The sequence below is a fragment of the Enterococcus sp. DJ147D b genome, from assembly GCF_058216655.1.
Map to the genome: position 1 here is coordinate 1231575 of NZ_CM177104.1, position 26439 is coordinate 1258013.

Here is a 26439-nt window from a genome sequence, read left to right on the forward strand (position 1 = left end):
ATCAATAAAACAGGAGGATTCATAATGGAATTTTTGGAATTTCTCAAGGATATGTTTAGTGAACCAGCAATTTTGATGGGATTAGTTGCTTTGGTTGGATTGGTTGCAATGAAAGCACCCGGACACAAAATTTTAACTGGAACATTGGGTCCAATTCTTGGTTACTTAATGTTAGCGGCAGGTGCAGACGTTATTAGTGGAAATTTAGATCCACTTTCTCAAATGATTGAAAAAGGATTTCACATTACAGGAGTAGTACCAAATAATGAAGCTGTAACTTCTGTCGCACAAAAAATTCTTGGTGTTGAAACAATGTCAATTTTAATTGTTGGACTGATTGTTAATTTATTAGTCGCACGCTTTACTCGTTATAAATATGTCTTTTTAACTGGTCATCATTCATTCTTTATGGCGTGTTTATTATCGGCAGTATTAGGTGCAGTTGGCTTTTCTGGAACTTCTTTGATTTTAGTCGGCGGCTTTTTCTTAGGTGCATGGAGCGCGATCTCTCCAGCAATTGGTCAAAAATATACCCTTCGCGTCACTGATGGCGATGAAATCGCTATGGGACACTTTGGCTCGATTGGTTATTATTTATCAGCGTTTATTGGTAGCATCGTTGGGAAAGGCTCAAAGTCGACAGAAGATATTCAAGTGCCAGAAAAATTTGGATTCTTGCGAAACACGACAATTTCCACGGCATTAACGATGGTAATCTTTTATTTGATTTCTGCAATTGCAGCAGGACCTGAATTTGTTTCAACTTTATCAGATGGAAAATCACCGTACTTGTTCGCGATTCTTTGTGGATTGAAGTTTGCAGTAGGCGTTACAATTGTTTATTCTGGTGTTCGCATGATTCTTGCTGATTTATTACCTGCGTTTCAAGGGATTGCTGATAAGGTCATTCCAAATGCTGTGCCAGCTGTTGACTGTGCCGTATTTTTCCCATATGCACAAACAGCAGTTATCATTGGCTTTATTTCAAGTTTTGTTGGTGGTTTGATTGGCATGTTCATTCTCGGTGCTTTTGGTGGTGTGTTGATTATTCCAGGATTAGTTCCACACTTTTTCTGTGGTGCGACTGCAGGTGTTTATGGTAATGCTACTGGGGGAAGACGTGGCGCAGTGGTTGGTTCCTTCGTCAACGGCTTATTCTTAGCCTTTTTACCAGCCTTATTACTACCAGTTTTAGGACAGTTAGGGTTTTCAAATGCAACCTTTGGTGATTTTGACTTTGGTTGGATTGGTATTTTATTAGGAAAAGTTGGTGGTCAATTTGGACAAACGGGGATTTATGTCATCATTGTGGCAGTTCTAGTCGCTTTGATTGCCCCAAGTATTATTCGACCATCCAAAACAGCAATTAATAATGAAGAAATGGAGCTTGATTAAAATGAATTTTAACCTTGATATTTATTCAGATGGTGCAGTGATTGAAGAGATGTTGAAAATGAAAACTGCTGGAATCGTTTCGGGATTTACAACTAATCCTAGTTTGATGAAGCAGGCAGGAATCACGAATTATGTCGCTTTTGCAAAAGAAGTATTGGAAAAAGTTGAAGGATTACCTATCAGTTTTGAAGTTTTTGCCGATGATTTTGCGACGATGGAAAAGGAAGCTTTGAAACTCGCCGCATTGGGTGATAATGTTTATGTCAAAATTCCAGTCATGAATACGAAAGGCGAAGCATCGACCGAATTAATTCAACGATTATCAGAAAAAGGGTTGAAACTTAACATCACGGCTATCATGACTTTAGAACAAGTAGAAACTACAGTTGATGCACTAGCAAAGGGAACTGAAAACATCGTATCGGTTTTTGCTGGACGCGTTGCTGATACCGGGATTGATCCATTGCCATTGATGGAAAAGGCGTTGAAAATTTGTCGCCGTAAAGAAGGAACCAAATTACTTTGGGCAAGTTCCAGAGAAGTTTACAATATCGTGCAAGCGGAACAGTTAGGTGTTGATATTATTACAGTTACACCTGCAATTCTCTCTAAATTGTCGATGTACCACATGGATCTGAATGAACTTTCACTGGAAACAGTCAAAATGTTCAATCGAGATATCCAAACGTTAGGATTTACTATTTTAGATGAAGAATAACTCAATCAACTAAAAGAGAAGCTTGAGCAATCGTTTGATTGTTCCAAGCTTCTCTTTTTATTACGTTTATTGGACTAGTTAGCAGTTACTAGTTTATTTTTTACTTTCTCAGGTAAGTCTTTTTGATCAATTGCGTTGGGACCTTCGATGATTCGTTTTTTACTCATTTTTACTTTGACATATGAATTTGGACTTAATGGTTCTGCATTGTCATTAGAAATCTGAATATCGCGTTTTTCAGTTGAGCCGTCTTCCTTAACAAAAGTGAGGTCGTAATCGTAAGAATACCAAGGACTATTGTCACCAATCCCGCTTTCACTTTTATGTTTCACTTTAGTTGGGACTTCGTTTGGCACGTGTGCATAGGCGATTTCGCCAACGTAAGTATCCTGATAATACTGATACCCTTTAAATCCACCAAAAGCCAATAATACTAAAAAAACTAAACCAATCACTTTTTTCATCTTATCACCTTTTCTCCTAGAAATATGTCCTAGTATAGCAAGGTTGCTCCAAGTTTGGGCTAACAGGGTACTAACAGTTTTGCAAGAAGAGTGAGTAATGCAATCAAGATTAGCTATCCATTTAATTGCGAATTATAGAAAGTTAGTAACAACACCAATGATTTCCTTTGAATGATTGTAGATATCAATAGGTTCTTTTAGTTCATATACAGTATGATTTTCATCATTTAATTCAATTTTCATGCTATTGATGTTGAAGTATACGCGTAAAATCCACTTTCTAATATTATTATCAAGTAAGATATTGAAGTAACTTCTATTGTCACGATAGAAGAGTCGGTCCAAAGGAATAGTATCTTTTAAGACAACTTTACAAATTGTATATGATTCTAGTTCTTCAGGTGTGGTTATAATATCATTATCCGAACTGTCTGTTGTATCAGAATCTGATGGATTATCCCTTTCCTCAACGGATACAGAAGTTTTAAGAGCGGCACTTAATTTATCATTTACTCTTTCAGAGATCAATTGATTCAATCCTTTTTTAATTATCGGTTTAAACTTTTCAATTGTTTGTTTGGTTTTCATCCCATCATATATTTCACCGAGAAGATACTTAACGAAGTCTTCAGTAGGATCATTGAGTTCCGAAGTAAGATAATTTTTTAGAGAACTTAAGTATTTAAGTTCGGCAGCAGAACTAGTAATTTTATCTACATCAAAGTTGTCTTTATGGAATTTTGCTAGCTCAGGAATTTGATTATCCTTAATATTTGTTATATCGATAGTTAAAAAGGGTGAGAGGTCCATTTTGTTAGGCTCGTCTAAATCGGTAAAGAATTTATATTCTTCACCATTTGTTAGAATACCAAATTTTGACATGGTTGTACCAAAGTATCTAAATAGTTGTGAATCATGCTTTGTCAAAGGTTCGTTAATTGATTTTGCTTCTATAAGAATTGTGGGTATACCGTCAAGTACTATGGCATAGTCAACTTTTTCTCCTTTTTTTATGCCAACATCCGCTGTAAATTCAGGAACAAATTCTGTAGGATTAAAGATGTCATAACCTAATGCTGAAAAAAAAAGGCATGATAAGAGAAGTTTTAGTTGCTTCTTCTGTACCAATATCATCTTTTAATTCAATGACTCTTTTTCCTAATTGTTTTAAAGTATCTTGGAATTTTTCCGACTCCATTTTAATCCTCCTCAGGTGTTTACTACAAGTCAAAAAGGTATATAGTAAACACACAAATTTTATCATTAAAGAATGATGGTTAAAATAGGCTTTCCCCACAAAGTCTTACACATAATTCCTTATTATCTGTAATAAAACTAACGTACAAATCAAAAAAAGAATAGTGACATATTATCATGATATTTTCAATATCTTGTATGTTTTTTAAATTAAACAACTTCGTAAACGTTCTACTATTATTATTCTATCATGGATTAAAAAAAAGAGATAAAAGAGATAAAAAAAAATAAACAAGAAAACAAACGAGTAACTCTGACAGTACAAAAAAAGCAGACCAATAAATAGTCCACACTTAATGTCATAAAATAGTTCTTCTCTTACATTTTTATTATACCGCAAAAAAAATTGTAATTGTAGCCTTGTTTTTGACCTGAAGTGGCTGTAAACTGCTATTCCGTAGATAAATCATTTACGACACAGTTTTAGCAATTCATAAAATAGGCAAAGGGCGTGTTTTCTTGAAGGATGTAAAGAAGAAAGAACAACAGCATTTAACGTCAGTTTATCGAGAGTTGAAAGCAGAACAAAAGCGATTACTGCAGTTGATTCAACAAAAAGATCAGCATGGGCGACAACACATTGAAGAAATGACTGGTGATATTCGCTTAAATATGGATAATATCACGGATAATTTAGACACCTTTGCCAATATTGAAGCTTTGAATCGGCAAATCGATCAGTACAATATTCAACTGGATTCTGCTAGAAAAAATTTGAAAAAGGTTGAACGATTATTAGCCTCACCTTATTTTGGTAAAATTTCTGTGGACTTTTTAGAAGAAGAGCCAGAAGAAGATTTCTATATTGGGATCAATGGTTTTACCACTGAAAAAGGATTCGATTTGATCTACGACTGGCGTTCGCCGATTGCTGAACTATTTTATAACAATGAATTAGGGAATTCTCATTATCAAGTGGATGAACGAGAAATTGAAGTAGCAATTCAAAATCGTCGACAATTAATCACGAAGGAAGGTCAACTAATCAATTATTTTGATACTAAGACCACCATTCAAGATGATGTGTTGCTCGATGTGCTGGCACAAAATACTTCAAACACGATGCGAGATATTACGGCGACAATCCAACAAGAGCAAAATCGGATTATTCGCGAGCAAGAAGCAAAAAATGTGCTAGTAAATGGGGTAGCTGGCAGTGGGAAAACTTCGACAATCATGCAAAGAATCGCGTATCTCCTTTATCAAAATCAGCAGGAATATTCTGCAAAAGATCTGTTGATTTTCTCACCTAACCAAGCGTTTGGTCATTATATTGCAGATGTTTTGCCTAGTTTAGGGGAAGAAAATCCGCCGACTTTAACTATTTTACAATTAGCAAGAGACTTTTCAGAAATTGAAGTAGAAGATGAGACAACTTATTTTCAACGAATCAGTCGGCAAGAGACAACCAAAAAAGAGCGCATTTTACGAAGCCAAGAATTTATCACATTTATTTTAGAAAATACTCGTTCACTACAGATTACCTTCAATGAAATCAACCAGAAGAAACAAGTTTTCTTTACATCTGAACAAATTACTGAATTGTTTAACGCGACACCAACAAATTATGGCTTACGTGAACGAATTGCAGGTACCAAGGAAAAAATGCTTCAGCAGTGGGAACATCATTTGCTGCAACAAAGCCAAAGTGCAAAATTGCGAAATCAGTTACTGGAACTGACAGAAAAACAACAACAAAAATATTTTGGTAAGTTATTAACTGAACACTCAGAAGCAGCGTTAGCAAAATATGCCGAAATCTTGTTAAGAAAAAAATATCGGAAAGTAACAGAGCAAATCAACGAGTTGGATTGGATAGACAGTACAAACTTGATTGTACAACTGTATCAAGCATTTACTGGGGAAAAATATTTGCTACCAGAAATTTGGACACTTGATGAAGCCATCATCCAATTGTTTATTCACCATACTTTAGTTGAAAAGTTTGAATTATTGGATTACAAAGTCATCTTGATTGACGAAATTCAAGATTACACACCTGCTCAACTTCAATTAATTCGTCATTTTTGGCCACATGCTGATTTGACAATGGTGGGAGACGAAAATCAAAGTATTTTTAATAGTCAGATTTCTTTTTCTGAAATCACTGAGATGATAGGGGAAGACATTGTTTATTATCAATTGACAACGAGTTATCGTTCAAGTGGTGCAATCACCAAATTATTTGCGTCATTACTGGAAAATCCGGAAAACATGCAAATTATTCCTATCCGTCCAGACGGTGAAGCTATTCATTGGTTTTGTTACGATCAGACGTCAGCATTCAATCGGTTAGTCGGACAGTTTGATCCGGAAAAAAATTATACAATCTTGACAAAAACATTAGCAGAAGCAGAAGATGTACGGATATTACTTTCTGATCATATGTCTCAAAAAATACAAGTTTTACCAATTGAATTGGCAAAAGGATTAGAGTTTGACAATGTTATCTTATTCAATGTTTCGGCCAAAAATTATCAGACGGAACAAGATCAACGTCTGCTTTATACAGCGATTTCTCGTGGAACGCAAGCGTTGTGGATGACGTATGAAGAAGAATTGACAAATTTTTTAACCAAACAGTTGAAGCAAAATTGAATTGATTAAGTAAAGGAAGCTGTTTAAACACAGTACTCCTATTTCTGCTGAACCGTATTCAAGAAATAAATAGACAAGATTTTTATTTATTTCTTGAACCATTTTAGAACAGTCAAAACAAAGTAAAACTCCTACCCAAATTTTACCGGGTAGGAGTTTTTTTGCGTTAAAAAACAGTTGTGACATGTTTATTTTTAAATTCTAATGGAGTCAGATTTTCAAATTGCTTAAATATTTGAATAAAGTGACTTTGACTAGAAAAAGTGAGCAACGTTGCAATTTCTTTATAACTTTTATCCGTAAAAAGTAATAGGTGTTTAGCCTCAGCTACTTTTTTTTGATTAATATAGGTATGAACTGTCTGTCCAAGTGCTTTTTTAAATTCGGCAGTGATATGTGTTGGATGTTTTTGAACAGATTCTGCTAAATCTTTTAAGGTAATCCGCTCATAAATATGTGTATCAATATAGTTCAACAGGTCTTTTACCAAATAATTGGTTTCTGAATAGGGAAAATCGTGGATGAGTTCCATAAACAAAAAAGATGTTTCCTTGATATGCGACATACATTCTGCTATTGTATGGATTTTTTGGAGCTTTTGGAGTAATGAATCCGATAAACTATACGCTTGATTAACTGGGACACCTTCATTCACACTAACTCTTGTCAAAATAGTGATCAATCCAGAATATTTATATTTTAAATTTTCGACTTTATTGTGAGAAAGCTTTGAGTTATATGTGTAGTTTACCTTTTTAAATAACCATTCGATTTTTTCTGGTTCATTTCGACGAACTGCTTCAACATATCTTTTCTCAAATTCAAAAGAATCAAGGAATGGATCCTCGAATCTTCGATTGTATAAATTATCCGCCAATATCGTTTCAGTATGTGCAGTAACTCTTCGATTTCGATAGATCCATTTATGTTGTTTCTTTGAAAGCACCTGCCCATTTAAGAGGGAGTAGAGGAGTTCAACAAACTCAACAAAAGTTGGTTGTGTTTCTTTTGAGTAATGAACGCCAGCTAAGTAATCATGATCGTGGAAAGTAAAAGTATCACTCTTTGTCCCTAAAATGCCACAAGGACCCACTAAAACTTGGTAATTCTTATCAGATAAATCACAGGTAAAAGTAGAAAAGAAGTAGTCTTGATCTTCATAAAAGAAAACGGTATTTTTTGGCGGAAGTTTTAAATAGTCTTGGTTCAGGTAATCAATGGTCCAATCAGAATTTTGTGGAATAATAATGTGCCCTTCGTCATTGATAACAAACAAAGGAATGAGATATTTATGGTAAAGACGTTTTAAAATTAATGAGAGGGCTTCAAATTCCATTAGATACTCCTTTTTTGATATAAAGTCATTTATTTTAGTATATCTTAGTATGAAATCTTTATATAATCAACCTGAAATTTAAAACGGTTACAGGAGGGCGAGATGGAAGAGCAAAAGTTAAAAGAACTATTTGATTCATTATCGATTGACGACAAAGTTTCTCAAACCATTCAGTTAAATGGGGATCTCTTTGTTGAAAGTGGTGTAATGAATACCGGTCCAGTGAAAGAACTGGGATTTAAAAAAGAGCCGAACTTTTATGAAATTGGTTCAATTTATAACGTAAATGATTATCAAAAACTATATCATATTCAAAAAGATGTGTTAACAAATAGCTCTCATAAAATTCCATTATTATTTATGTCAGATATCATTTATGGTTTTCGAACGATTTTTCCCATTCCATTAGCACAAGCAGGGTCCTACGATTTTGATTTGATTCAGCAAGCAGCTGAAATTTCTGCTAAAGAAAGTTACTTGAATGGAATACATGTTGTTTTTTCTCCAATGTTGGACTTAGTTCGTGACCCACGGTGGGGACGCGTAATGGAATCTCCTGGCGAAGACGTTTATACAAGTAAACGATTCGCAAAAAGTGTGGTGAATGGTTATCAAGGTGAAAAAGAAATGTACTTAAAAGAAAACCATGTTGCAGCTTGCATCAAACATTTTGCTGCTTATGGAGCTCCAGAAAGTGGGCGTGAGTATAACCAAGTTGAATTATCCAATCAAAAATTATTCAATGAATATTTACAGCCTTATCAAGCAGCAATCGACGCAAATTGTGAATTAGTTATGACAGCATTTCATTTATTGAACGGTGTTCCAGCAACTGGAAATCAATGGTTGAACCAGAAAATTCTAAGAGAACGATTTGGTTTTAATGGCGTATTGGTATCAGACTATGCAGCAATTGCAGAATTGGAAACCCATGGTTTTGCAAAAGATTCAAAAGATGCAGCCAAAAAAGCGTTGCTTGCTGGTGTTGATTTAGATATGATGACAGCTACTTATGCCAATGGATTACCTGAATTGATCAAGGAGCCCGAATTCGCCAAACAGTTAGATGAAGCAGTTTGGCGTATCTTAGTCTTGAAGAATAAATTAGGCTTGTTTGAAGAACCTTTCCGAGGATTGACGCAGGTGAACACGGGTGAAATTTTAACATATGAAGCGAAAGCTGTTGCTACAAAATTAGTTGAAAAAAGTTGTGTGCTATTAAAAAATGAATCTTTGCTTCCGTTGAAACCAAAATCCAATCAAAAAATCGCTGTCGTAGGTCCCTATGCTGAAAGCCATTTTACATTAGGTTTTTGGGCATCCGTCAGTGGAAAATCTTCAGATGTTTTTACACTGAAAGCTGGACTATTAGAGCAATTTGACGAAAGACAACTTTTTTTCACAAGAGGATTCAATCTTTATGAGAACTATGAACAATTTGGCCCAATGAAGACTGGCTTTGAGCAATTGAATGGTCCAATCGAAGATGAAAGCTTTCTGTTGCAACAAGCGATTGAACAAGCAAAAGCAACAGACGTGATTATCTTAACGATTGGCGAACAATTTTTGGAAAGTGGGGAAGGTGCTTCAAAAACAAATCTTCAGTTACCAGAAAAGCAAATTCGATTAATCAAGAAATTAGCTGAATTAAATAAACCAATTATTGGTTTGCTGTACACAGGTCGTCCCTTAGTGTTAACTGAAGTAGAAGAGTATTTTGACAGTTTGTTAGTCGTCTGGTTTCCAGGTGTGATGGGCGGAAAAGGAATCACGAATCTTTTGACTGGAAGAGCGAATCCATCCGCTCGATTGTCAATGTCTTTTCCAAAAAACGAAGGTCAAATTCCTGTGTATTATGCCCAAACAGCTACTGGTCGACCAGTAGCTAGCAACACACACAGTGAACGTTTTGTATCCAAGTATATCGATGCACCAAATGAACCGTTGTTTTCATTTGGCGCAGGATTAAGTTATGCGACATTTGCTGGTCACTGGCAAGCAGCAAAGGAAAAGAAAGAAATGATTTATTGTTCTTATGAACTAAAAAATAAGAGTGAGCATGATGGATGGATCACCCCGCAAATTTATTTGCTTAATTTTTCAGCGGAAATCGTCCAACCGATCAAACGCTTGGTTGCTAGCCAGCATGTCTTCTTAAAAGCAAATGAACAGAAAGTGTTGACAGTTGAAATTCCGAAAACAGCATTCACTTATTTTGATAACCAAGGAGACTTACATTTCGATGCTGGAGAGTATGTTCTTCAATTAGATATCTTAGGAAAACAAGAAAATCTACCAATAAAAATCAGCTAAAGGAGATTCGTTATGGAAAAATTAGAAGCATTTTTAGGAAATAAATTATTGCCACTGACTCAGAAATTGCAACAAAACAAAGTATTAGGTGCATTGATGGAAGGATTTATTCGGACAAGTCCTTTAACCTTGGGAATCGCATTACTGACCATCATCGGCAATTTCCCAATTCCTGGATGGATCGATTATTTGACGAAAATCGGGATTTATCAGCACGTAGAAGCATTCACCAATGGCGTGACTGGTGTTTTTTCTTTATATGTTGTTTATAGCTTAGCGTTTTCTTATGCCAAACAATTACAAACAAATGAACGAAATGCAGCTCTGATTTCTTTGGCTAGTTTTATCATGTTGATGCCACAACAAATCATGACAACAGTTACCCAAAATGGAGAGGCAACAGAACAAGCAATCGGTGCTTTACGATTAGACTATCTTGGTGGACAAGGGTTGTTTATTGGAATGCTAGTCGCATTATTGGTTACTCGATTTTATGCTTATTTGTCAAAGAAAAATTTGATGATCAAATTACCAGAAAGTGTTCCACCAATGGTCACGCAGTCACTTGCGCCAGTTTTTGTGGTTACGATCATCTTTACGCTGGTTTTTTGTATCCGTGTAGGATTTGGTTACACCGTATCTGGCAGCATCTTTCAATTCTTTATTGATGTAATCAATGCGCCTTTGAATTCACTAGTTGCCAGTCCAATCTCAATTATTATCATCATGGAATTATTGGCTGTATTGTGGTTTTTTGGTATTCATAATGCCGTATTGCAAGGACCTCTTGGCGCAATCAGCATGACTATGATTGTGGGGAATATGACTGCCTTCCAAAGTGGAGAAAAATTGCCTTACTTGTTACCATCAGTGATTTATATGGGAATGTACGCAGCTGGTTTTATGGGATTTGTTACATTTTTCATGATTCGTTGTCAATCGGCAAAAATGAAGCAACTTGGAAAACTGTCATTTATTCCATCCATCTTTAATATCACAGAACCATTGATGTTTGGTATGCCCATCATTTTGAATCCAATTTTCTTTATACCACAAGTTTTCACACAATTAATTGCAGGGTTTGTTACGTGGGGATTAACAAGTACGATTTTACCGATTTCACTTAATCCAACAATGTCTCTTTTACCATGGACTACACCAACCTTTATTAAAATGCCGTTTGCTGGTGGGGTAAATTATACAATTTTGATGTTGATTTGCTTAGGGATTGGGATCGTGATGTGGTATCCATTTATTAAAATCGCGGATAAAAAAGAATATGAGTTGGAGCTTGCTTTAGAAAAAAATAATGTATCAACTGAAAAGAAAGATGAAATTCAAGCTTAGACGAGGATGATAATGAGGAAAAGAATGAAAACATTAAGTATTGATATTGGTGGAACTTTTGTGAAGTCAGCCTTGGTATATGGAAACCAGCTGTCTGATAAACAAAGTGTACCTACACCAGAAAGCTTGTCAGAATTAACGCATTTATTTCAAAAATTAATTGACGAATATCAGCAAAAAGCGACCTTTGAAAAGGTTGCTTTAGCTGTACCCGGTTCTATCACAGACTCTGGTGTCGTTGAATTTGGTGGTGCAGTACCCTATTTGGATCAAGTAAATTTAGTAGAATGTATGAACGCCTTTTTTTCAGGTGAAGTGGTGATTGAAAATGATGCGAAAGCCGCTACTCTTGGAGAACTGAATAAAGGGAATTTACAAAATACCAAGAATGCTGCAGCACTTATTTTAGGGACAGGTGTCGGATTGGGTCTGGTAATTGATGGAAAACTATACAGAGGAACGCACCATCAGTCAGGCGAAATCAGTTTTTTGATTCGTGATCGTACCATTTTAGGTACGGATTCTTTTGTTGGTAAAGGGCTTTCAGCCGTAGCACTGATTGAACAACTCGCAAAAGTCCTTGAACTTCCTAAAGACGGGAAATTAGTATTTGAACAGCTGAAACAGACAACGAATGAAGAGGCAAAAAAACTATTTGCGACCTATTGTTACGAAGTAGCCATTCTTTGCTTCAACTTACAAACGATTTTAGACATTGAAAAAATCATAATTGGTGGAGGAATCAGCCGACAAAAAATATTGATTGACGGAATTCAACATCGCTATAATCAATTATTTGAACTTTCACCAATAATCGAACAAACATTACGAAAAATACCAATTGAATCGGCAAAATTTAAAGCAGATGCTAATTTGATTGGTGCAGCGGAGGGAACGAAGGAATGAAAGAAAATTTTTTGTGGGGCGCATCCACGAGTGCATACCAAGTGGAGGGTGCCTGGAATGAGGATGGAAAAGGACCTTCTGTTCAAGATAATAAGGTGATTCCTGAAGGAACAACTGATTTCAAAGTAGCCATTGATCACTATCATCGCTTTAAAGAAGATGTGCAACTTTTCAAAGAACTTGGCTTGAAAGCATATCGTTTTTCCATTTCATGGAGTCGAGTGATGCCAAATGGTCAAGTAAATGAAGAGGGGATTGCCTTTTACGAGTCATTGATTGATGAATTGATTCACCAAGATATCGAACCAGTCGTAACAGTGTTTCACTTTGATTTACCTGTTTATATGGCAGAAAAAGGTGGCTGGGAAAACCGCGAAACGATTGACGAATTCGCAAACTATTGCCAATTGTTATTTGAACGCTTTGGGAAAAAGGTTCCTTATTGGCAAACAATCAATGAACAAAATGTGATGGCGCTTGCAGGATCTGTCATTGGAACAAGTACCAAATCAATGAAAGAAAAATTTCAAGAAAATCATCATATGTTAGTTGCCCAAGCCTTAGTAACAAAACACTTTCATGAACAAGGTCACCAAGGAAAAATTGGACCAGCACCCAACATCGCTAGTGTATACCCCGCAACTGATAAACCAGAAGATCAGTTAGCCGCTTTGTACATGAGTGCGCTACGCAATTGGTTGTTTTTAGATGTTGCTGTCTACGGAATCTATAATCATAATGCCTGGCATTTATTAGAAAGCATTGGTGCAGCTCCTACTGTAACAGAAGAAGACAAAGCAATCTTAGCTGCTGGTACCTGTGATTATATTGCATTCAATTATTACAATACAATGACGGTTTCAGCTTATTATGAAAAGGAAAATAAAATCGATCAACAATCAGGTTTTGGCATTCCTGGTTTCTTCCAAGCTGTTTCAAATGAGCATCTACCTCTAACAGAATTTGGTTGGCCAATTGATCCAGCAGGTTTTCGTTTTACATTAAATGAGATTTATTCACGTTATCGCTTGCCACTCTTGATTACCGAAAACGGCATTGGTGCGAAGGACACATTAACGACTACTGGAGAAGTTCATGACAATTATCGAATTGATTATTTGAAAGATCATATTGAGCAGTTGGAATTAGCCGTACAAGATGGTGTGGAGATTATCGGCTACTGTCCTTGGAGTGCGATTGATTTGATCAGTACCCACGAAGGAATCGAGAAGCGTTATGGTTTTATTTATGTGAATCGAACGGAAGAGGATTTGTTGGATCTAGCCCGCTATAAAAAAGATAGTTTTTATTGGTATCAAAAAGTGATTGAAAATAACGGACTATAAATAATTAGTGAGAGGTGTCACTATGTATACGCAAAAAATGACTTTTGATCCTCATGCTGATACGGGATTAACGCTTTATTTAAATGATCAGTTAGTTTCAATGGATCGAATTGAAAAACGGCCTTTTATTCTAGTGATCCCAGGTGGAGGTTATAGTTTTTGTAGCGAAAGAGAAGCAGAACCAATTGCTTTAGCTTTCGTTGCCAAAGGATACCATGCTGGTGTTTTACGCTATCACGTGGGTGAACAACGAGATTTTGAGCAGTCGTTACAAGATGGTGAACGTGCCCTAATTGAAATCAAAAAAATCGATCCATGCTTTAAAGTCGCACATGACCAAATTGCGGTGATAGGTTTTTCTGCTGGTGGTCATTTAGCAGCAGCAATGTCGACCTTATTAGAGGAGAAACCTGCTTTGTGTATTTTAGGTTATCCTGCTATTTTAGCTTCCTTTGCAGAAGTGATGAAAATCGAAGCGCCTTCGTTAGATGCTTGTGTTACGCCAGAAACACCACCAACATTTTTATTTTCGACATTTGAAGATAATGTGGTGCCAATTGAGAATTCTTTACTTTATTTAGCTGCATTAGAAGCAAATGATGTTCCCTTTGAAAGTCATATTTTTCAAAAAGGATTACATGGTTTGTCGTTAGCGACGAAATGGTTTGGTGCGTCACCTGAAATGATTGATGAGCGGTTTGCTCGATGGTTTGAGCTAGCTTACGAATGGCTTGAATTGAATTGGTCACAACCTAAGTCTTTGGCAAAGGGGGAAGAAGAGGAATCACTTAAGCCTGTGTTCGAACAATCATTACAGCATTTAATGAAAGAAAAGCGAATACAAGAACTACTTATCAAAGAATTTCCGAAACTTTCCGAAAAGAGTTATTACAAAATCATTCGTAAGTTTACATTGAATCAACTGCATCGGCTAGCACCTGAGATTTTTTCATCAACGAAACTGACACTTGTTCAAGAAAAAATCGAGAAAAATTTTTAGAAAGCGAGAAGAAAGCAATGAAATGTTTGATTGTACCAGAAAGTTACAAGGCTTCGACTAATCTTAGCCAAACGCGTCCGCAACAGTTGGAAAAAATAATTGGATTTCGGAACCAGTGCGCAGCTTTTCAAATTTTATTACATGACGGCAAAAAAAATCAGTTTAGCTTAGACCATCAATTCGCTATTCCAGATGAGATCGAGATTCCCATGTATCGTGTATCTATTGAAACAACTTTACCTTATGAGGCGCAGTTTGTAGATTATTATATGGGAAAAGATGAGATTGCTTACGCAGACAAATTACTTGAAGAACGCGCGCATACATTTAGTGGTGATCGTTATGCACCTATTTATGTCGAAATTCCGTTAAGTAAAGACCTATTAAGTGGTTCTTATTCCATTGATTTTTCAATTTACCGGTCATTTATCAATCAAGAGGAACAACTGATCTTACAAAAATCAGTTGAACTGATGGTTTCAGACTTTGTCTTTCCTGATTGTCCGCAAGAAGAGTTCAAATTAGATCTGTGGCAACAACCATCTAATTTAGCACGCACTTTTCAAGTACCTTTATGGGGGGAAGCGCACTTTGAATTAATTGATAAAATGGCAAAACTTTTATCTGAGATTGGACAAAAATCCGTAACGGTTATTGCTGGAGAGATTCCTTGGAAAGGTTGGTTTAATTATATTGTCAAAGATTACCCGGCTAATCTTTACGAATACTCTATGATTCCAATTCGGAAAGATCAAACGGGAAAGCTACTTTGTGATTTTTCAATTTTGGATCGCTATCTTGCTTGTTTTGCAAATTATGGCATTAATCAAGAAATTAATCTTTTTGGATTACTAGGTGTTTGGTCTCCACCTTATTTTCCGATCAATAAACAATTTGAGCACACTGAAAAATTAGTTCTTCGTTATTTTGACGAAAGCACAAAGCGAATTGCATTTATTGAGCAAAAAGGTGATTTCACTGCCTATTTGGAACAATTAGTCACCCATTTGAAAGAACTTGGCGTTTGGGAAAAAAGTTATTTCAATGCTGATGAGCCAAAAAAACATGAGATCCATCAATTTATGACAGCATTACAGGAACTAAAAGCGATTGAGCCCACAATTAAAACAAAAGTTGCTTTTGACAAAGAAGAGGTCTTACACAGTTTGTTACCAGTGATTGACTATCCTGTGACATCTTTTTATTGTACCTGTCAAAATTACCAAGAACTAACAAAAAAATTTCCGGGAAAAACACAATATTATGTTTGCAACTATCCGTCAAAACCGAATACTTTTTTGCACAGTCCACTATTAGAAACAAGAGTACAAGGTGTTCTTGCTTACTTTTTCAAGACAGATGGACTTTTACGATGGGCATTGAATTGTTGGCCAACTAACGCACGTACTGATATTCGTTACAACACTGCAGCTTTACCTATTGGCGATAACTGTTTGATCTATCCTGGAACCAATGGTCATTTGCTACTTTCTTTACGCTACAAACAATTAAAACGTGGCATTGAAGATTTCTGGTTGTTAAAAGCGACGGAAAAACAGGATAAGAACGCAGTCAAGAACATTTTAGAAGGATTCTTAGAAATCGACTCGACAAAATGGATGCTGGATAGTCATCAAGCCAATGAACAAGCATTTCAATTATCGGAGAAACAATATCAGCACTTGAGATCGTCATTGATCCAGCAATTAACCCAAATAAGCCAAGGGAGCAGTGTACAATGAAGAAAAAATTTCAAGTAGTTACATTAATTAGTGCGTTGATTTTATCAGGTATCTCTTTTTCTTCAGCAGATGCGGTAACCAATGAAGATACGGCAAGTAGTTCCAGTGAACGAATTGAAACAACAACCGATACACAACAGACAAGTGAAACAAGTACCAGTACAACACTTGATTCACAGACCGATGAAACAAGCACTAATACTTCAAATACTAGTGACTCAACGAAAACTGAGTCCACCAAGGAAACCGAGTCAACTAACACAACAACGGATACATCTGTTGATCCCAATCAAACGAAAGTTGCTGATCCCGATGAACAGGCAATTCTTGATGCAATTGGCAAAGGAGATAATTTTAACTCACGCTTATATTTGAATTATTTTGGTGGAAAATTGGATACATTGTTTGCTACGACTAGTGGAGATGGATTCAAATTTGGCTTTTTGATGTTATATAGTGGGCAACTTCGCTTAGCGAAAACACAATTTGAAGTGGATTCATTAGTAATCAAACAATTGATGTCTACCTACTTGCTGTATGATATTGCTTTTGCAAAGGACAGTCACTTTATGTCTTTATTAGCAAATAATGATGGTACATCACCTTCTGAATACACAGGTTTTTATCCGAATACACAGCCATTAGAAGGAACTGCGCTGAATAGTCAGACAGGGAAATCAATGAACTTAAAAGCATATTACGTCAATCAGAATTCTGACAAAACAGTGATGATCCATGGTGGTTTTCGTGGAAATTGGGACAACGGTGTGGTGACACCAGAATACGATAATTTTTATCAGGCGGGGTACAATTTATTATTTGTTGATTCCCGTACTACTGGTGGAAGTGACGGAGATTTCGTTACGTATGGACAATATGAGTCAGATGATGTGTTGTACTGGATCAATCGTGAAGTTCAAACAAAACCGAATCAAGGTATTTTATTGTATGGTGGATCAATGGGGGCAGCAACAATGATGTCTGTTTTGGCGAAACCCATACCAAAAAATGTAAAGGGCATCATTGAAAACTGTGGCTTCCAATCTATTGATGAACAGTTACGTTATACGTATACGAACTTAGTTGCTCCAGCACTAAAAGACTTAGCATCAATTGTTGATTTAGACATTGTTGCAGATCAGGCACATGAAGATCTTTATATGCAGCTGCTAAAAGAAAACTACTTTGATCAAGAACTACATTTAAATACGACTGAAAATCTTCCGATTTTAGGAATGAGCCAACCGAATATACCTAAGTTACTGATTCATGGAACGGAAGATAACGTCGTACCCGTTTCAAATGCACAAAATCTTTATGATGTGTCAAAAGGGTACAAAGATTTGGTCTTAATCAATGGAGCAGGACATGGTGAGGCACAAAAAGTGGATCCGACGACCTATAATCAGCATGTGAGCGACTTTTTAGCTGTAGTTTTTGATGACCAAGTAAAAGTACGTTATGTAGACGAAAAAAACCAAAGTCTGTTATCAGATAAAGAGCTCATACTTTCTGGTTCTTATGGAGAGTCGTATCAAACAGAAGCAAAAACATTTGATCACTATGAATTATTTTCTGTTGAAGGTCTTGAGCAAGGAACATTTAATGAAACTATTCCAGTTGTGACCTATAGATATAAAAAAGTCTCCTCATCAACAATTGACTCTTCTACAAACGCTGATACTTCAGAAACAACAACAGATCCATCTTCTTCACAGCCAATAGTTACATCAGATACAAAAAATACAAAAGATATAAAAGGCACAGGATCTGAAACAAAGAAAGATTCGCAAGCATCAGCAACAAAAGCTAGACCAAAAAGTTATCCCAAAACTGGCGAAAAGAAATCAATAGTATCGCCAATTTTGGGAGGCTTGGTAGTCGTAATGGTCGGAGTCATCAGTTTTTGGCAGAAAAGGAGATTGTAGATGAAGTGGTTGAAACGAATTTTATTAGGGACTTTAATACTCGTAGGGATGGTTTTTCTCGGAGGTTGGCTAACCGTTCAATTAACACCTAGTCCAGTCAGCCATTTCGTTCGTAAACAATTTGATACAAGCCAGCAAGCGCAAATTTATCCACGACCAGATTTTTATACGCATGACGCACAAGAAGTATCAATTGAGAAGGATATAAACTATCAATCAACGGGAAAAAATAATCTCATGGATGTCTATATTCCTAAAAACCAATCTGAAAAAATGCCTATTTTATTCTGGATTCATGGAGGTGCCTATGTTGGTGGAGACAAAAAGGATTGTGAAGATTACTTAACAATGTTAAGTGCAGAAACAAAAACGGTCATAGTCAATCTGAACTACGAACTTGCTCCAGAAGCAAAATATCCAACACCTGTTAGACAATTAAATGAAGCAATAGCAACAATCAAAGAACGTACGATTGCTAATATCGACTGGGAACAGGTTTTATTAGGTGGTGACTCAGCGGGCGCACAAATTGCTAGTGAATATTTAATTCATTTATCTAATTCACATTTGAAAGACATTAATCAATTAAAACCTGTACTAAAAAGTACGCAAGTGAAGAAATTCATTTCGCTTTCTGGCTTGCTTGAGCCAGATAAATTTGCAGATGTCGATGACCCATCTCAAGTTTCTTATTTAAACAAAGTGGTTGGGCATACTTTGACCAAAAAGATTTTGTGAATGACACAGATATCAAAGAGTTAACATTAGCAAATCATGCCAATGAGCTATCACAGGCTTTTTTCTTTACGGATGGGAATGAGAATACATTTACGGAACAAATGAAAACTACTGTAAAATCTTTAGAAAAAGCAGAATTATCTGTTACAGAAATTTCGTATAAAAAACCAGCTTTAGGACATGAATATCAATTTGATTTTAGTAAACCAGAAGCAGAAAAAACCTTTGATGCACTGGTTCGTTTTGTAAATGATCAAAGTTAACAAAGAGAGACTGAAACATACCTTTGTTTCAGTCTTTTTGCTCATCATCATGAAAATTAAAGTTTCCTGTTGACTAGATGCATGGTATGTCTTTGCTGCTGTTGAAACCATCAAAATGGTCTGTTATGATTAATTCAACATTTAAAGGAGGGCTTTGTTTGACAGACTTATGTTTACTTTCGGTAGTCGCATAGTTAATAAAAAAATAGCTATAGAGAGGTTATTACAAAGTATGCAAATTAGAACAATAAACAAAAAAGATTTTTTAAAAGTTGATAAAATGATTCGTGAAGCTTTCGAACATACAGAACGTGGATATGGTAACGAAGCTGAATTAGTTGATAAAATACGTGCTAGTGACACCTACGATCCTGCATTAGAAATGGTTGCTGTTGATGATGAGAACTTTATAGTAGGTCACGGATTATTAAGTGAAGTGGAGATTGTCGATTCTGATGGAGTTGCATATGTAGGATTAGTTTTGGCTCCTCTTGATGTGGAAGTTAGTCATCAAGGGGAAGGAATAGGAACGAATATCTTGATAGAGCTAGAAAAGATAGCAAAAGAACTTCGTTATCGATTTATCAGCATCCTTGGTCATCCAGAATACTATCCAAGACTTGGCTATGTACCAGCAAGCAAGTACAGTGTTAAGGCGCCTTTTGATGTCCCTGATGAAATGTTTATGATAAAACCATTATATGATAATGCATTAGATTCAATTAGCGGCACAATAAAATATTCTGATGCTTTCAATGAATAAAAAAAGAAGCTGATATCAGCTTCTTTTTTGCGTTGTTATTTTCTTTTTCAAAATGAATAGAGAAAAAATATATAGTAGAACAGTGTGTGGCTCAAGCATCGATAAAAAGCATTTACATTTCCCTCACGATCCAGAAAGAGTAAAATGGTTCATGGAAGGACTTTGATTTTTAGTCAAGAAGTGTACAAAATGGTCAATTGATGGAGGAAAACAAGATGAATATCAAAGAAGCAGCCCAATTAACGGGACTATCCCATGATACCATTCGTTATTATGAACGAATTGGCATCATTATGCCGGTACCAAGACAAGAAAACGGTCTAAGAAATTTTTCAGAGAGAAGTATTAACCAGTTGAAGTTTGCAAAGAAAATGCGTCATGCGGGAATGGGTGTGGAAAGTTTACGTGAATATGTAGCAATGATTTATGAAAACGATGATTTGACCATCCCAGCTCGCAAAACATTATTATTAGAGCAAGCTGACTTGATGCAAGAAAAAATAACCAAAATGCAAGCAGCACATGATTATCTGCTATTCAAAGTCGAAAACTATGAAGACCACATGCGCAAGTCTGAACAAAAATTACAATAAAATAGCTAAAAAATCCCACTTTACCATGTAGGCGAGTGGGATGAGTAAATAGAGGGTTAGTTGTTGATTCGCGTCCGATTTGTCATACTGACATTTCCTAGATAGCGGTATAAAGGTAAGATATCTGTCTTCTTGGGAAACTCGAATTTATGTAACGCGTGTACTTCGTTGTTTGAACGTTGATTAATATTTTTAAGATAAGTAATTGTGATCTCGCTGTCGTCTAATCCGGTTCCCGCAGTTTCCATATCGACTTCAACAATTGAATCGAGATGAATCGAGTGGAAGGCGGTTTTCTTACCAGTTGCTCCTTGTTTGTCTACGAAAATCACTCGATGATTTGTAAAAATCAACGCATCCCTGACCAATTGATAGCCCATCGTGATTTCTTCGTTGTCGAAAAGATATTCTCCATATTCTTGAGTCAATTGTTCTGGTGTTTTTTCCGAGTAATTTCCTAAAGCTCCTTGTACAAGATTATTAAATAATGCCATAATGTTGCCTCCTAGGTTGTATTTTTTGTTTCCACAATGAGCATGGTCAACTAGTTAGCTAATCATACCCTATTTTATCGTACCATGTCAGGCATATTTTTGGTTCTAAAGTTGTTCTTTATTATTAAAAACTGAATCAAATGGCTAAGTGGTGCTATAATAAACTTATGATAATTGAAATGAGGTCTGTGAAATAATGAATGAAACATTTTTGGAAGTAATGAAGCATGAAGGAGTAGTGACAATAATTTCTTCGAGCAAAGAAACTCCAGGATTTCATGCAGTGAATACTTGGAACAGCTATGTTCAAATCAGTGACGATGAATTATATATCCCTGCGGCTGGGATGCACAGTGTCCAACAGGATATCGAAAAAAATAATCATGTAACGCTAACGGTTGGAAGCAAAGAAGTCATCGGTACGGTGGGACATGGCGCAGGATTCCACTTACATGGAACAGCCAATTTTATCACAGAAGGACCAATTTTTGATGAAATGAAGGAAAAGTTTCCTTTTTTAAGCCGTGTATTGCAAATAACTGTTACTGATATTGAGCAAAAAATCTAACAAAAAAGGACCAGCTCTCAATGGGCAGTCCTTTTTTGTTAGATTTAACCAAGTATTCAAAACAGCATAGCTCTAAAACATCACAATGAGTTCACCTGATAATAAATTTGTTTTGGAAGCATTCAAAACAGCATAGCTCTAAAACCGACTATCTGTAACCGTTACTACTAAGTTAGTTTTGGAAGCATTCAAAACAGCATAGCTCTAAAACATAAAAATTTCATTGTCAAATCATTTACTGAGTTTTGGAAGCATTCAAAACAGCATAGCTCTAAAACAAACCGAACTGCGACAATTACGGTCAATGTGTTTTGGAAGCATTCAAAACAGCATAGCTCTAAAACTATTAAATTGTTTGATAGAGAAGCTAATAAGTTTTGGAAGCATTCAAAACAGCATAGCTCTAAAACCTCGGATCAAAATTTTTGAGGTTCCGTAATCGCACTATTTGCCCATAGCGAGGCTCCAGTTTGAATGCTTCTTTATACTTATTTAGTAATCTGTTGGTTATTTGAATGTCAACGAACAGTTTTCTTTAGTATAACATAAACTGACTTTCTGTTATAACCAGTTTTTTAGTTGCTGAATGAGTCGAAGCTACAAAAAATATTTTTTAATGATCCAACAAATCAAGATCATAATCAAATCCGTTTTCGTCACTTAGTTTTTTATAAAATTCACCACTTTTTTTGATTGTTCGTTTTTGCGTAGGTAAATCTAAGGAAACTAATCCGTAACGATTTTTGTAAGAATTGATCCATGACCAACAGTCAATGAACGTCCATAGATGATAGCCCTTGATGTTACATCCGTCATTAATTGCTTTCCAAAGATAAGCTAAGTGGTCTTGAATAAATTCAATGCGGTACTCATCGATTACTTGCCCAGTTTCGTCCATAAATCGTTCTTCATTGGCAACCCCCATCCCATTTTCGGAAATGAATGCCTCAATGTTTCCATAGTTATTCTTGATATCCATACATAAATCATAGATTCCTTTTTCATAAATTTCCCAACCACGATATTCATTCATACGACGTCCAGGCATTATATGATTCTCAAAGAACCATTCAGGTAGGAAAGGGCCTTCTGGATTAATTGCTGTGAGGCGAGCTTTTACTCTGCGAGGTTCATAGTAGTTCAACCCTAAAATTTGGGTGGTATTTTCTTGAATCGTTGCTAGATCTTCTTGAGTAAAGTCGAGTGGCAACTGGTCGTATTTGTTTAAAAGTTCTACTAATTTTGGTGGAAAGTTTCCTTTTACCATTGGATCTAAAAAACTTCGCGTGTAAAATAAGTCTGCAATCTCTGCGGCTTTGACGTCAGCAGGATTCTGACTTCGTGGGAAGGTTGGGCTAAGATTTAAAATGACACCAATCTTGCTTGATAACTTGTAAGTTTTAAAAACTTCAATTGCTTTTGCATGTGCTAAGATTGTAAAGAATGCAGCTTGACTTCCACGTTTAAAGTCAACCAAATTTGGGTAATGAAAGTCTTCTAAGTAGGAGCCAAGAATGGGCCCAAGTGGTTCGTTAAACGTAAACCAATGAAAGACTAAATCGCCAAATTCTTCAAAACATGTTTTTGCAAAATGGACATAGGCATCAACGACATCTCGTGATTCCCAACCACCTTTGTCTTGTAACTTAGCAGGCATATCAAAATGATAAAGATTAGCAAAAACTTTTATTCCGTTTTGATTCATTTCAGTAAATAAATCACGATAGAAAGCAATCGCTTGTGGATTAACTTCTCCTACGCCATCATGTGGAAACATTCTTGCCCAAGAAATAGATACCCGAAAAGAATTATGTCCAGTTTGTTTCATTAACTGAATATCTTCTTTGTAACGATGGATATGATCGCTTGTGATTTCTGAGCTGATTCTTTGGTAGAAGCGATTAGGTTGTTCTTTGTACCAACGTTCCCAAACAGTTTCAGCTTTTCCTGTTTCGCCACGCCCTTCAGCTTGCTCAGCAGACCACGCAGATCCCCACCAAAAGTTTTCTGGGAATGATAATTTTTTGATTGTACTCATTGATAGACCTCCTTTAAATTCATTCCAATCATAACATCGCTTTCAAATAAAATAAATACTTTTTATATAAAATATATATCTTTATCGAGAGAGCTTGTTTTTTTTAGTTAAAAATAGCTAAAAGTATGGTAAAGTATAGAAGAAGCTATTGTTTTAAGTGGAAGGAGGATACGTATGAAACAAATTCCCAAATATATGGAAATTTATTTAGATGTTAAACGGAAAATCATGGATGATGGGTATCAGGTTGGCACCAAATTACCGACTGGTAACCAATTAGCAGAAGAATATGGAACAAGCAAATTAACTGTAAAAAAGGGGATTGATTTATTAGTATCTGAGGGTGTTTTGCGGACGCGTAGCGGATTTGGTACAGAAGTTTTGCGTAAACCAATTGATAATTCAAAAGTTTTTGGTCCAAACGAAGGTTTACTGAGCACGATGGGGGAAGAACATGTGGACTCTGAGATCCATACTTTTTCGATTGAACTTCCTTCAAATGAGGTGGCAGAAATGCTACAAATCAGCGAGAAAGATTACATTTACAATATTATCCGAAGTCGATTCATAGACCACCAACCTTATTCAATTGAACAAACATTTATGCCACTGGCTATTATACCTGGGCTGGAACCTAAGCATTTGAAAAAATCAGTTTATGCTTATATAACAGACGAATTAAATCTGGAAATAAAGTCCTCTCATTTGTGGATCAAGGGAGATGTGGCTAATGAGTTTGATGCAAAAATCCTAAATATCGATCCTGGTGAATTTATGATTGAAGTAGATAAAGTTGTCTCGTTGTCCTCAGGAGTACCGTTTGAATATTCTTTATCTAGACATATTTACAAGGACTTTGTTTTTGAAGCAATCTTTGTTGAAAAATAAAAATCGCATATTCAACTAAAATAAACAGCAAGTTAAGTCTATTTCTTGCTGTTTATTTTTTATTTTTGCAAAAGTATATATTTTTTAAAAAAGATATTTACTTTACTTAGAAGACGAGTTATTATCTAGAGGAAGGCAATCGCTTACAAACAAAGGGGGAGAGTTTTATGGGTAAAAGTAAAAAAGAGGTCATCCTTGAAAAATTTGGGATAATCGCAACAAGATTAGGAAATCAGATTCACTTACGAACACTGCGAGACGCATTTGCAACGTTCATGCCGTTTATGATGTTAGCTGGGTTTGTTACTTTGATTAACTATGTCATATTGGAGCCAACAGGTTTTTTAGGTCACTTTATTCGGCCCGAAACTTTATCAACGATTCAAGAAATCGGAATTTCAATTAGCAACGGTACACTGAGTATTACAACGTTATTAGTTGTAGCAGCAGTCTCTTATCATATGTGTGTTAGCCGCAATTATCAAAATTCAATCGCTGCAGTGCTAGTTGCTATTTCTACTTTCATTGTTCTCACACCAATGGTTATGATGTTTACTCCAGAAAATAGTCAAAAAGCAATAGAAGTGAATGGCGTGATTCCGATTGCTTACACCGGAGCTTCAGGCATGTTTGTCGGTATTTTTGTCGGCCTTGCAGCCACCGAATTATTTATCAAATTATCTAAAAATGAAAAACTTCAGATCAATTTATCTGGCAATATTCCGCCAGCTGTTCTGAAATCATTTAATGTCTTGATTCCGATTATGTTGACCATTACCATATTCGCAATTGGTTCATTTACTATCAATCAGTTATTCCATATGGATGTCAATACATTGATCACAACGATTATTACAAAACCTTTGAGCAAAATCACTACTGGGCTACCAGGATTCTTATTGTTAACATCCATTGCAAATTTATTTTTTGGTTTTGGCATTCATCAGGCTGTCATTTCTGGTTCATTACTCGATCCTTTTTTGATTCAAAATATGCAAGAAAACATGGCTGCCTACGCTAATAAAGAAGAGATTCCTCACATCATCAACATGGCTTTCAAAGATACGTTTGCTGTAATGGGCGGCTCTGGTAATACGATTGCCTTACTTATTGCGATTTTTATTTTTAGTCGTCGTAAAGACTACAAAGACTTTGCTAAATTATCTGTTACACCCGCTATTTTCAATATCAGCGAGCCGATTATTTTTGGGTTACCCATTGTGTTTAATATTAGCTTGATTATTCCATTCGTTTTAGCACCAATATTTTCACTAACTGTTGCTTATTTTGCAACAGCAGTTGGATTGATCAATCACGTCGTTGTCCAAATTCCTTGGACGACACCGCCAATCATTTCTGGGTTCTTAGCGACTGGTGGGGATTGGCGTGCTGCAGTTCTTCAAATTCTGATTATTGCTGCCAGTGTGTTCATCTACTTACCGTTTTTACGTATTGACGAAAAAGTTACGTCGAATATGACAAAATAACTTTCAAATAGCTTAAAAAAAGCGAACAGCCAATTGTTCGCTTTTTGTTTGCTTAAACAAAAAATTTCTTTTCACTTCTGACAAAAGAAAAAATATGTTATGCTAGATAAGTAAAAAATAATAGAATCTACTCACAAAGGGGAGCCTTTCGAGGCTGAGAATGAGTTTACTCTAAACCCTCCGTACCTGTTTCGGTCATACGAACGTAGGAATTGTGACGAGTGGAAGTGTAGCTAACACTTCTCCTTTGTGAATTG

General features: G+C 35.9%; 21 protein-coding genes, 1 pseudogene, 1 CRISPR repeat array and 1 riboswitch. Of the genes and pseudogenes, 17 read left to right on the forward strand and 5 right to left on the reverse strand.

Features of this window, described 5'->3' with window-relative positions:
* Window positions 1-24: 24 nt before the first annotated feature.
* Both ulaA and AC4BD1_RS05930 read left to right on the forward strand, forming a co-directional pair.
* Window positions 25-1395, forward strand: coding sequence for a PTS ascorbate transporter subunit IIC (ulaA, locus tag AC4BD1_RS05925; RefSeq protein WP_067481908.1), 1371 nt, complete (start codon window positions 25-27; stop codon window positions 1393-1395).
* A 1-nt stretch (window position 1396) separates the two neighbouring features.
* Entirely contained in the window at window positions 1397-2113 is a 717-nt protein-coding gene (locus tag AC4BD1_RS05930) for a transaldolase (protein WP_490485982.1), read from the forward strand.
* A 74-nt stretch (window positions 2114-2187) separates the two neighbouring features.
* On the opposite strand, the gene AC4BD1_RS05935 is transcribed toward AC4BD1_RS05930, so the two are convergent.
* On the reverse strand, window positions 2188-2577 hold the full coding sequence (locus AC4BD1_RS05935) for a YxeA family protein (protein ID WP_490485983.1): 390 nt from the start codon (window positions 2575-2577) through the stop codon (window positions 2188-2190).
* Between the two features lie 132 nt (window positions 2578-2709).
* Window positions 2710-3775: pseudogene (locus AC4BD1_RS05940) on the reverse strand (type I restriction endonuclease).
* 518 nt (window positions 3776-4293) lie between these two features.
* Here AC4BD1_RS05940 and AC4BD1_RS05945 point away from each other — a divergent pair.
* A complete protein-coding gene (locus AC4BD1_RS05945) occupies window positions 4294-6432 on the forward strand; it encodes a HelD family protein (protein WP_490485984.1) in 2139 nt (712 codons plus the stop codon).
* A gap of 166 nt (window positions 6433-6598) precedes the next feature.
* On the opposite strand, the gene AC4BD1_RS05950 is transcribed toward AC4BD1_RS05945, so the two are convergent.
* Complete coding sequence (locus tag AC4BD1_RS05950) at window positions 6599-7768, reverse strand: helix-turn-helix domain-containing protein (protein WP_490467239.1); 1170 nt, start codon at window positions 7766-7768, stop codon at window positions 6599-6601.
* A gap of 102 nt (window positions 7769-7870) precedes the next feature.
* Here AC4BD1_RS05950 and AC4BD1_RS05955 point away from each other — a divergent pair, with 102 nt between their 5' ends.
* From AC4BD1_RS05955 to AC4BD1_RS06005, 11 genes are all read left to right on the forward strand, one after another.
* Complete coding sequence (locus tag AC4BD1_RS05955; protein ID WP_490485985.1) at window positions 7871-10081, forward strand: glycoside hydrolase family 3 N-terminal domain-containing protein; 2211 nt, start codon at window positions 7871-7873, stop codon at window positions 10079-10081.
* Between the two features lie 12 nt (window positions 10082-10093).
* The gene (locus tag AC4BD1_RS05960; RefSeq protein WP_490485986.1) at window positions 10094-11428 is read left to right on the forward strand and encodes a PTS sugar transporter subunit IIC; all 1335 of its coding nucleotides are present in this window, start codon (window positions 10094-10096) and stop codon (window positions 11426-11428) included.
* 24 nt (window positions 11429-11452) lie between these two features.
* On the forward strand, window positions 11453-12334 hold the full coding sequence (locus AC4BD1_RS05965; RefSeq protein ID WP_490485987.1) for an ROK family protein: 882 nt from the start codon (window positions 11453-11455) through the stop codon (window positions 12332-12334).
* A complete protein-coding gene (locus AC4BD1_RS05970; protein WP_490485988.1) occupies window positions 12331-13680 on the forward strand; it encodes a glycoside hydrolase family 1 protein in 1350 nt (449 codons plus the stop codon). Before AC4BD1_RS05965 ends, AC4BD1_RS05970 begins: the two co-directional genes overlap by 4 nt.
* A gap of 22 nt (window positions 13681-13702) precedes the next feature.
* On the forward strand, window positions 13703-14680 hold the full coding sequence (locus tag AC4BD1_RS05975; protein ID WP_490485989.1) for an alpha/beta hydrolase: 978 nt from the start codon (window positions 13703-13705) through the stop codon (window positions 14678-14680).
* A 17-nt stretch (window positions 14681-14697) separates the two neighbouring features.
* The gene (locus AC4BD1_RS05980; RefSeq protein WP_490485990.1) at window positions 14698-16422 is read left to right on the forward strand and encodes a DUF4091 domain-containing protein; all 1725 of its coding nucleotides are present in this window, start codon (window positions 14698-14700) and stop codon (window positions 16420-16422) included.
* Window positions 16419-18350 (forward strand): alpha/beta fold hydrolase, encoded by a 1932-nt coding sequence (locus AC4BD1_RS05985; protein WP_490485991.1) that lies wholly within the window; start codon window positions 16419-16421, stop codon window positions 18348-18350. Before AC4BD1_RS05980 ends, AC4BD1_RS05985 begins: the two co-directional genes overlap by 4 nt.
* The gene (locus tag AC4BD1_RS05990) at window positions 18351-19088 is read left to right on the forward strand and encodes an alpha/beta hydrolase (RefSeq protein ID WP_490485992.1); all 738 of its coding nucleotides are present in this window, start codon (window positions 18351-18353) and stop codon (window positions 19086-19088) included.
* Entirely contained in the window at window positions 19085-19351 is a 267-nt protein-coding gene (locus AC4BD1_RS05995; protein ID WP_490485993.1) for a hypothetical protein, read from the forward strand. The genes AC4BD1_RS05990 and AC4BD1_RS05995 overlap by 4 nt, the downstream gene beginning before the upstream one ends.
* A gap of 232 nt (window positions 19352-19583) precedes the next feature.
* Window positions 19584-20114 carry a GNAT family N-acetyltransferase gene (locus AC4BD1_RS06000; protein WP_490485994.1) on the forward strand — a complete coding sequence of 177 codons (531 nt, stop codon included), beginning with the start codon at window positions 19584-19586 and terminating at the stop codon, window positions 20112-20114.
* A 215-nt stretch (window positions 20115-20329) separates the two neighbouring features.
* Window positions 20330-20707, forward strand: coding sequence for a MerR family transcriptional regulator (locus AC4BD1_RS06005; protein WP_206909611.1), 378 nt, complete (start codon window positions 20330-20332; stop codon window positions 20705-20707).
* Window positions 20708-20763: 56 nt separating this feature from the next.
* Here the strand turns inward: AC4BD1_RS06005 and AC4BD1_RS06010 are convergent, their stop codons facing one another.
* Window positions 20764-21201, reverse strand: coding sequence for a PH domain-containing protein (locus AC4BD1_RS06010; protein WP_206909612.1), 438 nt, complete (start codon window positions 21199-21201; stop codon window positions 20764-20766).
* A gap of 196 nt (window positions 21202-21397) precedes the next feature.
* On the opposite strand from AC4BD1_RS06010, the gene AC4BD1_RS06015 reads away from it, so the two are divergent.
* Window positions 21398-21769, forward strand: coding sequence for a pyridoxamine 5'-phosphate oxidase family protein (locus tag AC4BD1_RS06015; RefSeq protein WP_206909613.1), 372 nt, complete (start codon window positions 21398-21400; stop codon window positions 21767-21769).
* A 43-nt stretch (window positions 21770-21812) separates the two neighbouring features.
* Window positions 21813-22179: a CRISPR direct-repeat array (repeat unit 36 nt; unit sequence GTTTTGGAAGCATTCAAAACAGCATAGCTCTAAAAC).
* 203 nt (window positions 22180-22382) lie between these two features.
* Here AC4BD1_RS06015 and AC4BD1_RS06020 read toward each other — a convergent pair.
* A complete protein-coding gene (locus AC4BD1_RS06020) occupies window positions 22383-23807 on the reverse strand; it encodes a glycoside hydrolase family 1 protein (protein ID WP_490485995.1) in 1425 nt (474 codons plus the stop codon).
* A 174-nt stretch (window positions 23808-23981) separates the two neighbouring features.
* Between AC4BD1_RS06020 and AC4BD1_RS06025 the strand changes: the two genes are divergently transcribed.
* Together AC4BD1_RS06025 and AC4BD1_RS06030 are read left to right on the forward strand one after the other, a co-directional pair.
* A complete protein-coding gene (locus tag AC4BD1_RS06025; protein WP_490485996.1) occupies window positions 23982-24695 on the forward strand; it encodes a GntR family transcriptional regulator in 714 nt (237 codons plus the stop codon).
* A 167-nt stretch (window positions 24696-24862) separates the two neighbouring features.
* A complete protein-coding gene (locus AC4BD1_RS06030) occupies window positions 24863-26182 on the forward strand; it encodes a PTS sugar transporter subunit IIC (protein ID WP_490467250.1) in 1320 nt (439 codons plus the stop codon).
* A gap of 127 nt (window positions 26183-26309) precedes the next feature.
* Window positions 26310-26411, forward strand: a riboswitch (TPP riboswitch).
* Window positions 26412-26439: the final 28 nt, after the last annotated feature.